The sequence below is a fragment of the Wolbachia endosymbiont of Cylisticus convexus genome (genome assembly GCF_003344345.1).
Map to the genome: position 1 here is coordinate 1 of NZ_QPIP01000150.1, position 13,484 is coordinate 13,484.

14 protein-coding genes and 4 pseudogenes are annotated in these 13,484 nt (G+C 34.9%); 7 read left to right on the forward strand and 11 right to left on the reverse strand.

Annotated elements, in window-relative coordinates; translation table 11 throughout:
- Window positions 1-71 precede the first annotated feature (71 nt).
- Window positions 72-1,060: pseudogene (locus Wcon_RS09370) on the reverse strand (IS110 family RNA-guided transposase).
- Window positions 1,061-1,282: 222 nt separating this feature from the next.
- Here Wcon_RS09370 and Wcon_RS09375 point away from each other — a divergent pair.
- Together Wcon_RS09375 and Wcon_RS13135 are read left to right on the forward strand one after the other, a co-directional pair.
- Window positions 1,283-1,827 (forward strand): annotated as a pseudogene (locus Wcon_RS09375) (IS256 family transposase); the annotation flags it as partial.
- Between the two features lie 49 nt (window positions 1,828-1,876).
- A pseudogene (locus tag Wcon_RS13135) lies at window positions 1,877-2,235 on the forward strand (helix-turn-helix domain-containing protein); the annotation flags it as partial.
- Window positions 2,236-2,238: 3 nt separating this feature from the next.
- On the opposite strand, the pseudogene Wcon_RS09380 reads toward Wcon_RS13135, so the two are convergent.
- From Wcon_RS09380 to Wcon_RS12275, 5 genes and pseudogenes are all read right to left on the reverse strand, one after another.
- Window positions 2,239-2,372, reverse strand: a pseudogene (locus Wcon_RS09380) (IS630-like element ISWpi10 family transposase); the annotation flags it as partial.
- A 91-nt stretch (window positions 2,373-2,463) separates the two neighbouring features.
- Complete coding sequence (locus Wcon_RS09385; RefSeq protein WP_114517936.1) at window positions 2,464-3,015, reverse strand: DNA-3-methyladenine glycosylase; 552 nt, start codon at window positions 3,013-3,015, stop codon at window positions 2,464-2,466.
- A 274-nt stretch (window positions 3,016-3,289) separates the two neighbouring features.
- Complete coding sequence (locus Wcon_RS12265) at window positions 3,290-3,598, reverse strand: hypothetical protein (protein ID WP_237350141.1); 309 nt, start codon at window positions 3,596-3,598, stop codon at window positions 3,290-3,292.
- Window positions 3,599-3,604: 6 nt separating this feature from the next.
- Window positions 3,605-3,796, reverse strand: a complete 192-nt coding sequence (locus Wcon_RS12270) for a hypothetical protein (RefSeq protein WP_237350142.1) — start codon at window positions 3,794-3,796, stop codon at window positions 3,605-3,607.
- Complete coding sequence (locus Wcon_RS12275) at window positions 3,780-4,058, reverse strand: hypothetical protein (RefSeq protein ID WP_237350143.1); 279 nt, start codon at window positions 4,056-4,058, stop codon at window positions 3,780-3,782. The genes Wcon_RS12270 and Wcon_RS12275 overlap by 17 nt, the downstream gene beginning before the upstream one ends.
- Window positions 4,059-4,210: 152 nt before the next feature.
- Between Wcon_RS12275 and mraY the strand changes: the two genes are divergently transcribed.
- Both mraY and Wcon_RS09400 read left to right on the forward strand, forming a co-directional pair.
- Window positions 4,211-5,191 carry a phospho-N-acetylmuramoyl-pentapeptide-transferase gene (gene mraY / locus Wcon_RS09395; protein WP_114517937.1) on the forward strand — a complete coding sequence of 327 codons (981 nt, stop codon included), beginning with the start codon at window positions 4,211-4,213 and terminating at the stop codon, window positions 5,189-5,191.
- Between the two features lie 5 nt (window positions 5,192-5,196).
- Window positions 5,197-5,793, forward strand: coding sequence for a ribonuclease HII (locus tag Wcon_RS09400; protein WP_114517928.1), 597 nt, complete (start codon window positions 5,197-5,199; stop codon window positions 5,791-5,793).
- Here Wcon_RS09400 and virB9 read toward each other — a convergent pair whose 3' ends face one another.
- The 3 genes from virB9 to Wcon_RS09415 all read right to left on the reverse strand — a co-directional run bounded on the left by virB9 (window position 5,794) and on the right by Wcon_RS09415 (window position 7,529).
- A complete protein-coding gene (gene virB9 / locus Wcon_RS09405; RefSeq protein WP_114517929.1) occupies window positions 5,794-6,579 on the reverse strand; it encodes a P-type conjugative transfer protein VirB9 in 786 nt (261 codons plus the stop codon). It lies immediately after the preceding gene.
- A gap of 186 nt (window positions 6,580-6,765) precedes the next feature.
- Window positions 6,766-7,221 (reverse strand): outer membrane lipid asymmetry maintenance protein MlaD, encoded by a 456-nt coding sequence (mlaD, locus tag Wcon_RS09410; protein ID WP_114517930.1) that lies wholly within the window; start codon window positions 7,219-7,221, stop codon window positions 6,766-6,768.
- 2 nt (window positions 7,222-7,223) lie between these two features.
- Complete coding sequence (locus Wcon_RS09415) at window positions 7,224-7,529, reverse strand: NADH-ubiquinone oxidoreductase subunit NDUFA12 family protein (RefSeq protein WP_114517931.1); 306 nt, start codon at window positions 7,527-7,529, stop codon at window positions 7,224-7,226.
- 64 nt (window positions 7,530-7,593) lie between these two features.
- Between Wcon_RS09415 and Wcon_RS09420 the strand changes: the two genes are divergently transcribed.
- Complete coding sequence (locus Wcon_RS09420; protein ID WP_114517932.1) at window positions 7,594-9,042, forward strand: proton-conducting transporter transmembrane domain-containing protein; 1,449 nt, start codon at window positions 7,594-7,596, stop codon at window positions 9,040-9,042.
- A gap of 45 nt (window positions 9,043-9,087) precedes the next feature.
- Window positions 9,088-10,191: a rod shape-determining protein RodA gene (rodA, locus tag Wcon_RS09425; protein ID WP_114517933.1), complete on the forward strand. Its 1,104-nt coding sequence runs from the start codon at window positions 9,088-9,090 to the stop codon at window positions 10,189-10,191.
- A gap of 48 nt (window positions 10,192-10,239) precedes the next feature.
- Here rodA and Wcon_RS09430 read toward each other — a convergent pair whose 3' ends face one another.
- Both Wcon_RS09430 and Wcon_RS09435 read right to left on the reverse strand, forming a co-directional pair.
- On the reverse strand, window positions 10,240-11,487 hold the full coding sequence (locus Wcon_RS09430) for an IscS subfamily cysteine desulfurase (RefSeq protein ID WP_114517934.1): 1,248 nt from the start codon (window positions 11,485-11,487) through the stop codon (window positions 10,240-10,242).
- Between the two features lie 175 nt (window positions 11,488-11,662).
- Window positions 11,663-12,181, reverse strand: coding sequence for an ankyrin repeat domain-containing protein (locus Wcon_RS09435; protein WP_179947516.1), 519 nt, complete (start codon window positions 12,179-12,181; stop codon window positions 11,663-11,665).
- Window positions 12,182-12,407: 226 nt separating this feature from the next.
- Here Wcon_RS09435 and Wcon_RS09440 point away from each other — a divergent pair, with 226 nt between their 5' ends.
- A complete protein-coding gene (locus tag Wcon_RS09440) occupies window positions 12,408-13,430 on the forward strand; it encodes an IS110 family RNA-guided transposase (RefSeq protein ID WP_114517756.1) in 1,023 nt (340 codons plus the stop codon).
- Window positions 13,431-13,484: the final 54 nt, after the last annotated feature.

A 13,484-nucleotide genomic window follows, 5' to 3' on the forward strand; every position in this document is an offset into this window, starting at 1 on the left:
TTCTGATTGTGTAACAGTACACAGATTACAGTTAGTGAATATGTTGAATGGATTGGAAGCATTTTTTGATTTTAAACTACAGTCAACATCCTAGTTCTGTAATTCTTGATATGATTTGGATCAAAAGCACTTTTGGATGTCAGGATACCGAAAATGATATGGAGTAGCTTACGCATTGCAGCTCCCACAATTGCCATATTATGCTTACCCTTCTTCTTTAGTCTTTGGCAAAAACTCACAATGATAGGATTGTGATTCTTGGCTACTATGGCAGGAAAGAAAAGGGCCTTACGTAATGTTTGTGAACCTGATTTACTTAATCTTGGTTTAGAATGTACAGATGAACCTGATGTTATATTTTTCGGTATAACTCCTGTATATGCTGCCAATTGCCTGGCATCTCTAAAAGCTTTTATGTCAGGGATTTCAGCTAAAATAGCCATTGCTGATTCCTCTCCTATTCCTGGAATAGTCAATAGAAGCTGAAAATTTTCCAACAATTCTTTGTGCTGCTTTAATAGTTTGCGTATGGAGTTTTTTATTATTTCTATTTTTTTAACTATATTCGTTGCAACAAGCATTTGCAACTTCTTTAGGCAGTCTCTCTTTTTTTTCTAGGTGGTTATTTACTAATTCTTTTAACGCAACTGAGCAACGATAAAGATGTTTTAATTTTTTCATTTCAGAAGAAGGTGGTGTCCAACGAGTTGGTTCCTGTCTTTGGCAATAATCAGCAATAATTTCTGCATCAGTCTGATCATTCTTTTGTCTTACGAGCTTACTCCTTGTATAAGATTTAATACAATAAGGATTTACAACACTAACAAAATGTCCAGCATTGTGCAGAAATTCAGCCAAAGCTTCGCTATAACAACCACATGCATGACTTTACTTCTTCCACATTATGCTTTTGTAGAAAACTCAGCAGACCTTGAAACCCAAGATCATCGTTCTTAAAGCTCCTTTTCCTAGTTTCACGCTTTTCTTTTTTACTTATGAATGAAAGAAAAACATCAAAGCGATCTTTTGATACATCAATTCCAAGAAAGTTGTTGATCATATATAACCCCATACGTTACCATTTAAAACGAAAAGTAAGGCTAACCTTGTGGATACAGAATTAGAGCCATTTAGGTCTTTCTACGATACCGTCCAGCCTATACTTTTGAGGAGGGAACTCTTATCTTTCTTACAGATTTTATATCTAAGAGGAGAAACAGAGTTCTTCCCTCCTCCACCTAATGCTTAAGCTTAAAACATTAGATGCTTTTTACAAGATACAAGAGGAGTAGAGGATATTCTGATAGCTTGTGTTGATGGTCTGAAAAGCTTTCCTACAGCTATAAATAGTGTCTTTCCTAATGCAGAAGTACAGATGTGCATAGTACATCAAATACGCAATTCACTGAAGTATGTGGCTAGTAAAGACGCAAAGAGTTTTTTGAGCGATTTAAAGAAGATATATCAAGCAAGGAAATTGCTGAGAATTATCTGTTGGAATTGGATGAAAAGTGGGGCACAAAGTACCCTATGGTTATAAAATCTTGGCAAAATAACTGGGAAAACTTATCTGGTTATTTTAAGTATTCTGGGCCAATTAAAAGGGTGATCTACACCACTAATCCCATAGAGGGACTACATAGGCAAATTAGAAAATTCACCAAAACCAAAGGCTCATTTACCAGCATAAATGCCTTGTACAAACAGGTATATTGTGCTATAAAGAAAGCAGAGGAAAAGTGGATGATGCCTATATCTGATTGGGCATTAACTATCTCTCAACTTGATCTTTTCTTTCCTGATAGATTGAAAATTGAGTTGAACTAAAAATGCGGCTTGACACACTTTTTTGAACATTCCCCCGGTCTACTCTCCCGCTGTAGCAAAGATATGCTGCATTTCAAGAAACGCAGTAACTTCATGACTTAAAATTTGGAAGAGAAGAAAAACTATTTGCTCCTGCTCAATGCTGTAAAAAAACTAGATTGAATCATAGCCAACTTGAGCAAGTTGAAGTATGGATAGAAGAAAATCCTAATATTACTATTAAAGAAATGAGAATAAAGATTCAGAAAAAATTTGGTCTGAATGTCAGTAAGTCTACAGTGCACCGTAATATATGAAATTTTCATATATTACACCAACACAATGTACAAGATAAAAGAAAACAAGAGGAATTCAAAAAAAAATCTCAATGAAGTTATTGGCAAGTATCTTGGAAAAGAGCTGTTTTTCTTTGCTTATACTACTTTCTTTTCCTGCTATCACCTCTTTAACTTTTTTGAAACATATGCGTTGTTTCTGACCTTTTTTAACATTTCTTTCACCAGATTTACAACTTTTTTGTCTAGTAGTTTTGACCTTAATGCCACTTTATACTTCCATATTCAACTATTTTTACTATAACCCCCTCATATATACTATCTATTTGTTGGTTATGTAACAGGAGTTGGTATTAGAAATCTAATGTTTATTGTCGAGTGTGATTTTAGGCATTTCTGCTAAAGCGCAACTTTTAAATCGCCAAAATTTCTCCTTGCCTTTACTAATTCCGATTCTTGGAGTGCACACATAATCTGGTTTGAGGTGAGATTCATGAACACAAAATTCGTGGCTTATAGTAAGGTCTTGTTTATTATGTTCTTTTGTAATGTTTAATCTTTTGCACAGTATGCCTGGCCCGCCTAAGTTTGCTTCAAGCGGTTCAATGATCTTTAATCCTCGTATTAACACTGCTGCTGGGAATCCTTCTGCTTCTGTTACAATATTTAGACAATAATACATTCCATATATAAAATATACGTACGAAAACCCCGGAGTACCAAACATTACTGAGGTTCGATTAGTATAGCCTCTTGCTGCGTGACAAGCTGGATCATTCATTCCTATATACGCTTCAACTTCAGTTATTATTCCGCTAAAATTAAAGAATTTTAGCGTTTTTCCTAGCAGCTCCCCAGCTACGGTTAAAGTTGGCCGGTCGTAGAAATTTCTCGGTAGTATCATGTTGTTCATCATAGAAGTATAAGTTGCTTACATTTGCAAGCAACTTATACTATTTTTGCTTTTTCTTATTTATTTAGTCAAAAATACATCTCTGAGAAGTAGAAGTTGGTGTTGTTGTCCATCTTCCATACCTGTTGTAAAACTTTGACTGATTCAGAGCTTCTTTGTTGCAGCTGCGATGCTAACGCTTCATATAAAGATTTTGGCTCACGTTTCTTACCTATTTTGACTTCTTTATTTGCACGCAACTGCTCCGCAGTAACACCGTTGCCTTCAAGGAGAGTTACCCGTTCTTACCGTCAATGTTAACTTTAATTTTGCATTCTTTCCCATCAACATACCACTTTAAAGTCATTTCATATAACCCACTAATTATTTCATAAACTCTTTCCTCATCATCATTAATATAGCAACATGCCCCTCTCTTTTTTTCTTGATTAGGATGACAAAATGTAATTGTTCTTACATCATACTTTTCACATATACTACCGCTTAGAAGTTTAGCTATATCTACTCCTTCTTTATTGGCCTGTAGCACAACTCTCACGGTAGGGTAAACAATATTATCTTCCCTTTTGCCTTCTTTTATCATTATGGATCATATGGTATGATTTTTCATACCTTCAGATATCTCTGCCTTAATTTGGTCAGCAATTTTGCCTACAATCTCTTTACCATGATAGTGAGATTCTCCTTTCTTCGGAGAAAAAGGTTCTTTGTTTGTAGTATTAGTGGAAGGATCATTCTGTAACTTAAAGAATTCATCCCATTCTTCATTTGATATATCCACGCTCGTTCTTGCCTGATGCTGATTTAGACGCACTCTGAGTACTAGACGATCCTTCTGTTAAAGTTGTAACAGAGCTATTGCTTTTACCCTTTAGAAGAACAAGATACTCTTCTTGCTTTTTTTCCTTACTCAACTTTGAAACTGCATCACCAAAAGAAGGTTCTTTTACTGTATGCATATGAGGACTTTTTACTCTATTCTCACTATAGGGTACTAAAATAGTTCCCAAAAGCTTTTTAAATAAGCTAAATCTAATATACACCACCTCTTACCATTAACTAAATATCAGTATGCAGACTTTGTCATAATTAATCAATAACTAATTTACCCTAAATTAAAATGAGCTGCTAAAAAGGTATAAATTGAGATTAGGTAAAGCTTTTGGTATAATATCTAGTCAATTTGGATAGGCAGGTGATCTTAGCTACAAAGACGTTTTTTACCTCATTTATTTTTGGGCTCATTCTTTTTCCTTGTTTTATAAAACTTCTAAAAAAGATAAGTAAAGATGGGCAACCAATCAGATCATGTGGACCAGAAAGCCATTTAATAACAAAAAAGAATATACCACCTATGGGTGGAATAATAATACTCACTTCTGCTTTATTACCAATCCTGCTTTGGAATCAATTAACACCAGAAGTTTTATTACTGATATTTATAACTCTATTTTTTGCTCTACTTGGATTTATTGATGACTATTTAAAATTGAAGACGAATCACCACAGAGGTTTAAGTGCAAAAACCAAAATACTCATTCAGTTTGTCGTCGTTCTGGTTGTTATGTCTATACTTAAACTACAATCTGCTGAAGATTTTACAAAAACTTCCCTATTTAAAGAAGTAATAATCGACTTTGGCTATCTATATGTTCCGTTTGCTGCATTTGTAATTGTCGGCTCTTCTAATGCCGTAAATCTCACAGATGGCCTAGATGGCCTTGCTGCAACTCAAGCCATCACTTCCTTTGCTTTTTTGGGGCTAATTGCATACATAACTCAAGCAGATGTAAATATTACTTTATTCTGCATCGCATTTATAGGAGCCATTTTAAGTTTCTTGTGGTTTAACACACATCCAGCAAAAATATTTATGGGTGATGTTGGAAGCCTATCAATCGGTGCAGCTTTAGGGTTAACTAGTGTCCTAATTAAAAAAGAAATGCTTTTTGCTATTATTGGAATAATCTTTGTAATAGAGACTCTCTCTGTGATTATTCAGATATCATATTTTAAATATACAAAGTTTAAATATGGAGAAGGAAAAAGAGTTTTCCTTATGACACCAATACATCATCACTTTGAAAAGAAAGGGTGGTCAGAAAATACAATAATTATAAAATTTTGGATAATTTCTATTGTTTGTTCGATTTTTGCTTTAGCTTTCTTATTATAGGAATTATGAAATATCCAGATTTTACATTAGAAAATACATTATCAGGCATTATAGCAGGAGTAGATGAAGTTGGAAGAGGTCCGCTTGCTGGTCCAGTGGTATCTGCAGCTGTAGTGTTTATTGATAGAAATACAATTATTGATGGAATCAACGACTCGAAAAAATTGACTCCTAAGTGTAGGCAAGTCCTATATGAAAAAATAACATCTGTTGCAAAATTTGGTATAGGAATGGCAAGCGTAGAAGAAATAAACTCATACAATATCTTGCAAGCAACAAAGCTTTCAATGAAACGTGCACTGGTGAATTTGGATCTAGAATTAGATTATGTGCTAGTTGATGGTAATCAACCACCTGAAGTGAAATGGCAAGTAAAATCTATAGTGAATGGTGATAGTTTGAGTATATCAATTGCCGCTGCTTCAATCATTGCAAAAGTTACAAGAGATCGGCTTATGGAAGAGTTACACAATAAATATCCCAAATATAACTGGTATAAAAATAAAGGATATGGAACAAAAGAGCACCTTAATGCTATTAGTCTTTATGGAATTACGAAACACCATAGAAAAAATTTTACACCCATATCTCGGGCATTTTAATCATTTACCTTTTTTGAAAGGCATGCTTTCATTAAATAGGCAAACTGTACTTGATCCATTCCTTAAGGTAAATACTGAACTTACTCTTTCGATTATCAGATAGTCATCAACTGTACGGAAATTGATCAAAGACTCATACCCTGCAGAATCAACCATAAAAACTGCCGGGAGATCAGAGTTTATTTTATTAAATTGTAGATATGTAAATTTTCCGTCATCAAAAACCTTGATTGGTATTGTTGACTGACTGCCTTTAACATGCGAGATTGAATAGTTAAAATTTAAGCCCTTCTTTATAACTTCAATATCATTTATATCAGGAATAATGGTATGACTAGCTTGCTCTAGAATATTACCGTTACTCGTTGAATAAATTTCATCACTGTTGAATAGTGGATAAAGAAACCTTACTTCATATGCTAATTTTGGATCATCTAATCCAGTTGCTTCCTCAGCATGAAACTCAAAGTAATAAACTCTTTTATTGGTAATTATAGTTGCATTAGTATCGGCAATATCGTCTATAGGCTTAATAAATAATCTATTACCTTGAGGAACGAGTTGCCAACCAGTTGCATCACCCATTGAAAGATTTTGTATTACTTCCCCTGGTTCAAACAATATACTGGATTGATAACCATAAAAACCCGTATACTTATGTACAGCTTGTGGATTATAATTCATTACCTTTATGTGATTATCACCGGCTATTGGGCGTGGCTCCTGTTTTGCAAGTGCATCACCACCACAAAAGAACAACAGTACGGCAAACAGTAAACCAATCATAATATCAAAATAAATTAATCTTCATTTTACCATTGATAGACATGCACTGCAACCGTTAAGCTATACTATAAACCCCAATTATAGGTTAGTAAGGGGTAAAAAAGCAAGAAATCAGGCAGACGCTTTGAATGCTTTAGAACTACAGTAGGCTTCAACTGAACGGATAAACTTGGAATTCTGCCATTTTCACTTCGTAAACATACCAATAATTTTATCCATTATTCCGCCCATATTTGCTTCAGCTTGAGTGTGCACTATCCTACCACCGTGTGAAATTAATTTGGGATCTGCGCCAGGTGATATATTAACAAACTTACTGCCAACAACTCCACTGCTAGTGATTAGAGCTGAGCTATCAACTGGCAATTTTATATCTCTGCTTATGCACATATCGATTCGCGCTATGTAGGTAGCTTTGTCAAGTGATACACCAGTTATGCTTCCAACACCTACGCCGGAAATTTTAACGCTATCGCCGACTCCTACACCGTTAGCATCAGTAAAAAGGCCATGTATTTTATAGCAATCCTTATAATTTTTCTTTATGTAAGATAGCTTGTCAATGGCAAAGAAGATAAGAAAAATAGTGAAAATTAATACAAATGACCCAGCAGTTATTTCAAGTATATTTGACCTTTGCATCTTCAGTTATTAGGATTCCAGCTTTCATAGTAGTTTTTCACCTTTTGGTTTGGGTAATATGCATCTTTTGTACCCGTTAAATTAGGAATTTTTCTCTTTTTATTGTTAACTGGTACTGCATTATCGGTATAATGCAGCCATATATGCCATTCTGGAGAAACTGTTGTTGGCTCAGAAATATTTCCGTATGTCACCCATCTTTTTCCTTTACTTGATTCATAGTAAGAATTTCCGTTTTCGTCTCTCCCTATAAGTTTACCTTTTCTTCGTAATAGGTTTGTTACTGCATTATAAATTTTAGATAACATAAAGGTATTAAAACAAAAAGTATTATATATACTAATACTTTAACGATGTATTAACAACAGTTTAATGCAATTACCAATTCTACAAGTGATTATACCAATAATTGCGTCAATGTTTTGCTTTCTTGCCAAGAGGCACAAGATATCTTGGTTTATTTCTTTTACCGCAACAACAGCTACTTTTTTGATCTCATTGATGCTGCTCATAAAAACATACAATGGTGAAATTATAACTTATTACCTTGGAGATTGGGCTCCTCCGTACGGAATAGAGTTAAAAATCGACATGTTGAACTCCTTGATTCTAACTTTGGTGAATTTTATAGCGCTGATTAGTGTGCTTTATAGCTTTCATATTAATGAAAAAGAGATTAGCAAAAACAAAATCACTGGTTTTTATTCTCTATTTTTACTGTGCTTAAGTGGATTACTTGGGATTTTAGTCACAAATGACATATTCAACCTTTATGTCTTTTTAGAAATTTCATCTCTTTCTTCTTATGTTCTAGTTTCAATGGGAAGAGATAAGAAAGCTTTAGCTGCAGCATTTGAATATCTAATTAGCGGTACTGTGGGGGCAACATTTTACTTGTTTGGCATCGGGCTTTTGTACTCTATGACAGGAACGCTCAACATGTCTGACATGGCTGAAAGGATAGTGCCATTATACGATAATAACATCATAAAGCTTGGTACATTGTTCATTTTTGTTAGTCTCTCAATCAAGATGGCGCTGTTTCCACTCAGTAGATGGCTAGTTAATGCGTATAGTGAAGCACCAAGCTTCATTAGCATATTCTTTTCAGGTACAGTAACCAAAGTGATGATATATGTTTTTATCAGAATCTTTTATACTGTTTTCCAGCAAAATTTTTTCTTACCACTAAGCAATGTGATGATCATTCTTGCGCTTTGTGCTATTGTATTTGGGTCAATATTTGCAATAATCGAAAAAGATATAAAAAGACTACTTGCTCATTCCAGTATCAGTCAGATTGGCTATATAATTTTAATGCTGGGTTTAAATTCAAAAGCAGGTTTATTTGCAGCAGTTTTTCATATAGTTAACCACAGTATGATAAAAACGTCTTTATTCATGATTGCAGGGTGTATTTCTTATAAGTTTGGTATGACAAAAATAGAAAATTTATCAGGACTAAAAAAGTCAATGCCTTATACAACGCTTGCATTTACTCTACTTAGTTTGGCATTAATCGGTGTACCTTTGACAAATGGCTTTGTAAGTAAGTGGTATATGATGAAAGCAATTGTCGAATCTCATGCATGGGTCTCTCTGATGGTTTTTGCTGTTGGCTCTTTTTTTGCACTAGTATACATGTGGAAAATGGTTGAGAAAATGTATTTTGAAAACAGTACAGAATCAAACGTTGGAGTGACACTTAACGAGGTGCCATTCCTTATGCTCTTTTGCCCATTGTTTATGGCAACTTTAACGGTAATAACTGGGATATATAGCAATCTAATTCGATTAGTGATTGATAAATTTGCTTTTTGATTTTCTTATGTTTTATTGTACCTCAAAGTCTGTAAAGTTTTCGCTGTGGATAAGCTAAAGAAGATTCACTTATTACTAGTCATTAACGTAATAGCTCTGTTTTGCGTTGGCATTGTTGTTCAATATTCTTCTGCTGGAGGAAAGTGGGCTCCATTTGCAATTCATCAATTGGTCATATTCTCTTTCTTCTTTTTGCTTGCTATAGCTATGTCATTTATAGAACTAGATTTTTATTTGAAGCGCGCTTATTTTTTTTATATAGCAACAGTAATTTTGTTATTAATAGTAAATTTTTTTGGTTTGCACATAATGGGTGCTACGAGGTGGATAAGAATTGGTTCAATTAGCTTGCAACCATCAGAATTTGCAAAAGTAGGCTTAATACTTGCACTTGCTTGTTATTTCAATAAACAAAGTGTGTATAAAATGATGAAATTTCAAAGCTTATTTAAGCCGCTTATAATTATTTTCTTACCTGTATTTCTGGTATTGAAGCAACCTAATTTAGGCACAGCTGTGATAATGTTTTTTATAGGAGCATCAATTATATTCACAGCAATAATGGAAAGATCTCATTTAATAATTTTTGGAACACTTGGCATTTTCGCAATACCAGCTATTTGGCCTTTTTTGCGCCCTTATCATAAGCAAAGGATATTATCGTTTTTGGATTCATCAGTGGATCCACTTGGAATAGGTTATAATGCACAGCAATCTCAAATAACTATTGGTTCAGGAGGTTTGTTTGGTAAGGGCTTTGTTAACGGAAGTCAAACTCAACTTGGATTTTTGCCGGAAAAGCGTACAGATTTTGCTTTTGCAGTGCTGAGCGAAGAATGGGGTTTTTTAGGCAGCATGACTTTGATTTTACTCTATACCACATTGCTCGCTATAATATTCTCTATCGCTTACAGGTCAAAAAATTATTTTTCTAAGTTAATATCTATCGGGATTTTTGCCTTTTTTGGTGCTCATTTCTTTATAAACATTGGAATGACAATAGGCCTATTACCTATAATAGGTGACCCACTGCCATTTCTATCCTATGGCGGAAGCACAACTGCTGCGAGCTTGATATGTATAGGGTTGCTACTTAGTTCCGTATCATCTACAAAGGACTTAAAGCTAAGCTTCCGATTTCATCCATAGAAAGAGCTTAGACAACCATCATTTTGCTAATAGTTAACGTCTTATTCCTCAATGAGAGTCCCATTTTACGGTGTTTAAATCTATTCCCTCTTGTACCATTTCCAAAAGTGGGCTCATCTCTCTTAGCCGTCCAACATTTTTAGTAACAAGATCTGCTGCGTATAGAACTTCATCTTTAGTTGTGAATCGGCCAAGGCCAAATCTAATTGATGAATGCTCAAGATCGTGGCCATTGTTTAGTGATCTTATGACATAAGAAGGCTCAAGAGATGCAGATGTGCATGCAGAACCGGAGCTCACTGCTAAATCCTTGATTGCCATGATAAGAGACTCACCCTCAACATAAGGAAAACTTAAGTTGAGGTTACCAGGAATCCTATTTTCATAGTCACCATTTAAAACAACATCAGGAAATGCTTCTTTTATTTTGTTGTACAAAATATCTCTCAGTTCTTCTAATTTACTTGCTTCTGTTTCCATTTCTTCTTTAGCGATACGTGCCGCTTCACCAAAACCAACTGCAAGGGGAGTGGGAACTGTTCCAGAGCGCATGCCTCTCTCCTGTCCACCACCACTAATTAGTGGTGTCAATCTAACTCGAGGATTTTTTCTACGAACATATAATGCACCTATTCCCATAGGTCCATAAATTTTATGGCTAGAAAGGCTCATAAGATCAATGTTCATTTCATTTACGTCTATTGGAACTTTTCCAAAGCTTTGAGCAGCGTCTGTATGAAAAAATATATTATACTTTCTACATATTGCGCCAATTTCTTTGACAGGTTGCATTACTCCGATTTCATTATTCGCCATCATCACTGAAATCAGAATTGTTTTATCGGTGATTGCCTCCTCAAGTTTCAACAAATCTATAATTCCGTTTTGCTTAACGGACAAATATGTAACTTTAAAGCCTTCATTTTCCAGATGTCGACAAGAATCTAAAACGCACTTATGCTCTGTGCAGACAGTTATTATATGATCTCCTTTATTTTTATAAAAGTGAGCAACACCCTTGATAGCCATGTTATTTGACTCAGTTGCACCTGAGGTAAAGACGATTTCTTTGCTATCTGCGTTCACCAAGTCAGCAATGTGCTTTCTTGCTCTTTCTACTGCGTCCTCAGCTGTCCAACCAAATGAATGGCTACGAGAGTGTGCATTACTAAACTCACCAAAATAAGGTATCATCATCTCCAAAACACGATGATCTACTTTAGTAGTAGATTGATAATCAAGAAATATTGGTAATTTTATTTTAGCATCATGTATTTTTTTACTTTCAACATTCATAAAGCTATCACAGAGACAAAATTTACAGCTATTTAATAGCACTAAAACTTAATTTTTTCAAGGTATAGTCTTGCCTAAACGAAAGTTGTCAGCGCTCTCTCCTACGTTATTCCAGTGCCCCTGTAAAATGTCATTCCCTATGATCAGTGTTTGACACTGGTAGGTCGAATACACGCTAGGCAACCCTACTAGCACTAGCAGCTTCTTGCTGTCCATTTGTTAAGATTGGTTTATCAACTTGAGTATCAGGCTTTAACATCATATATGTAGCACCACCAACTGCTAGTGCTATAGCTATAACTGCAACCACTGCTATAGGTATCGCAATTGTCCCAGTTGCAAAAAGCACCGCTGCTATAGCAGCACCTAATAATGCAGTTTCTACAGCGGCAGCAACCCCTCTATTAAATGCTTTCACAAAAGAACGTCCTCCTGCCTTTAATAGAACTTCTACGTTTTGACCCTTAGCATAATCTAAAGGAGTCATTCCATGTGTATTTACTGCATTAACATTTGCTCCTTTTTCGAGTAAAACCTCTACTGTCTCTTTGCGACAATAAGAAACAGCATAATGTAAAGGAGTTCCATATAAATGTTGCACATCAACATTTGCTCCTGCTTGGATTAAAAACTCTACTATCTCTTTATGATCTTTATGAACAGCATTGTGTAATGGGGTAAACCCATGTTCCATTCCTTGTATCTTGAAAAAAGCATCTAATGTTTTAAGCTTGAGCATTAGGTGGAGAAGGGAAAAATTTTGTGTTCATTCCTAGATATAAAATCTGTATGAGAGTTAAGAGTTCCCTCCTCAAAAGTAGAGGCTGAACGGTATCGTAGAAAGACCTAAATGGTTCTAATTCTGTATTCACAAGGTTAGCCTTACTTTTCGTTTTAAATGGTAACGTATGGGGTTATATATGATCAACAACTTTCTGGGTATAGATATTTCAAAAGAACGCTTTGATGTTTTTCTTTCATTCATCAGTAAAAAAGGGAAACGTGAAACTAGGAAAAGGAGTTTTAAAAACGAGGATTCAGGATTTCAAGGTTTACTGGGCTTTTTGCAAAAACATAATGTAGAAGAAGTAAAAGCCTGTATGGAATCTACAGGTTGTTATGGTGAAGCTCTTGCTGAATTTCTACACAATGCTGGACATTTTGTTAGTGTTGTAAATCCTTATTGCATAAAATGCTATGCAAGGAGTAAGCTTGTACGACAAAAGAATGACCAGACTGATGCAGAGATTATTGCAGATTATTGCCAAAGACAGGAACCTTCCCGTTGGACACCACCTTCTTCTGAAAAGAAAAAATTAAAGCATCTTTATCGTTGTTTAGCTGCATTAAAAGATGAATTAGTATTAGTAAATAATCATTTAGAAAAGAAAGAGAGACTGCCTAAAGAAGTCGCAAACGCTTGGGAAAACCTTGCAATGAACATAGAACAAGAAATAAAAATAATAAGAAACTCCATACGTGAACTATTAAAACAACATAAAGAATTGTTGGAAGATTTTCAACTCTTATTGACTATTCCAGGCATAGGAGAGGAATCAGCAATAGCTATTTTAGCTGAAATTCCTGACATAAAAGCTTTTATAAATGCCAGGCAATTGGCAGCATACGCTGGAACTATACCACGAAATATAACATCAGGCTCATCTGTACATGCCAAGCCCAGATTAAGCAAAACCGGTTCACGAACATTATGTAAGGCAATTTACTTTCCTGCTATAGTAGCTAAGAATCACAATCCTATTATTATGACTTTTTGCGAAAGGTTAAAAGAGAAAGGCAAGCATAATATGGCCATTGTAGGAGCTGCAATGCGTAAGTTACTCCATATAGTTTTTGGTGTTTTAAGTTCAAGAAAGGCTTTTGATCCAGATCATATCAACAACTATAGGACTAGGAAGCTGACTGAAGGTTTAGTACTTTAAAATCAACATTTGATTTTATGATGCAATTTTTTGTTGACTCGCAAGACGGTATCT

Excerpts from the sequence above, each read along its gene's own strand:
- Wcon_RS09385 (WP_114517936.1), bottom strand. The coding sequence starts at position 3,015 with ATGAACAACATGATACTACCGAGAAATTTCTACGACCGGCCAACTTTA.
- Wcon_RS12265 (WP_237350141.1), bottom strand. The coding sequence starts at position 3,598 with ATGATAAAAGAAGGCAAAAGGGAAGATAATATTGTTTACCCTACCGTG.
- Wcon_RS09400 (WP_114517928.1), top strand. The coding sequence starts at position 5,197 with ATGAAATATCCAGATTTTACATTAGAAAATACATTATCAGGCATTATA.
- virB9 (WP_114517929.1), bottom strand. The coding sequence starts at position 6,579 with ATGATTGGTTTACTGTTTGCCGTACTGTTGTTCTTTTGTGGTGGTGAT.
- mlaD (WP_114517930.1), bottom strand. The coding sequence starts at position 7,221 with ATGCAAAGGTCAAATATACTTGAAATAACTGCTGGGTCATTTGTATTA.
- Wcon_RS09415 (WP_114517931.1), bottom strand. The coding sequence starts at position 7,529 with ATGTTATCTAAAATTTATAATGCAGTAACAAACCTATTACGAAGAAAA.
- Wcon_RS09420 (WP_114517932.1), top strand. The coding sequence starts at position 7,594 with ATGCAATTACCAATTCTACAAGTGATTATACCAATAATTGCGTCAATG.
- Wcon_RS09430 (WP_114517934.1), bottom strand. The coding sequence starts at position 11,487 with ATGAATGTTGAAAGTAAAAAAATACATGATGCTAAAATAAAATTACCA.
- Wcon_RS09435 (WP_179947516.1), bottom strand. The coding sequence starts at position 12,181 with ATGGAACATGGGTTTACCCCATTACACAATGCTGTTCATAAAGATCAT.
- Wcon_RS09440 (WP_114517756.1), top strand. The coding sequence starts at position 12,408 with ATGATCAACAACTTTCTGGGTATAGATATTTCAAAAGAACGCTTTGAT.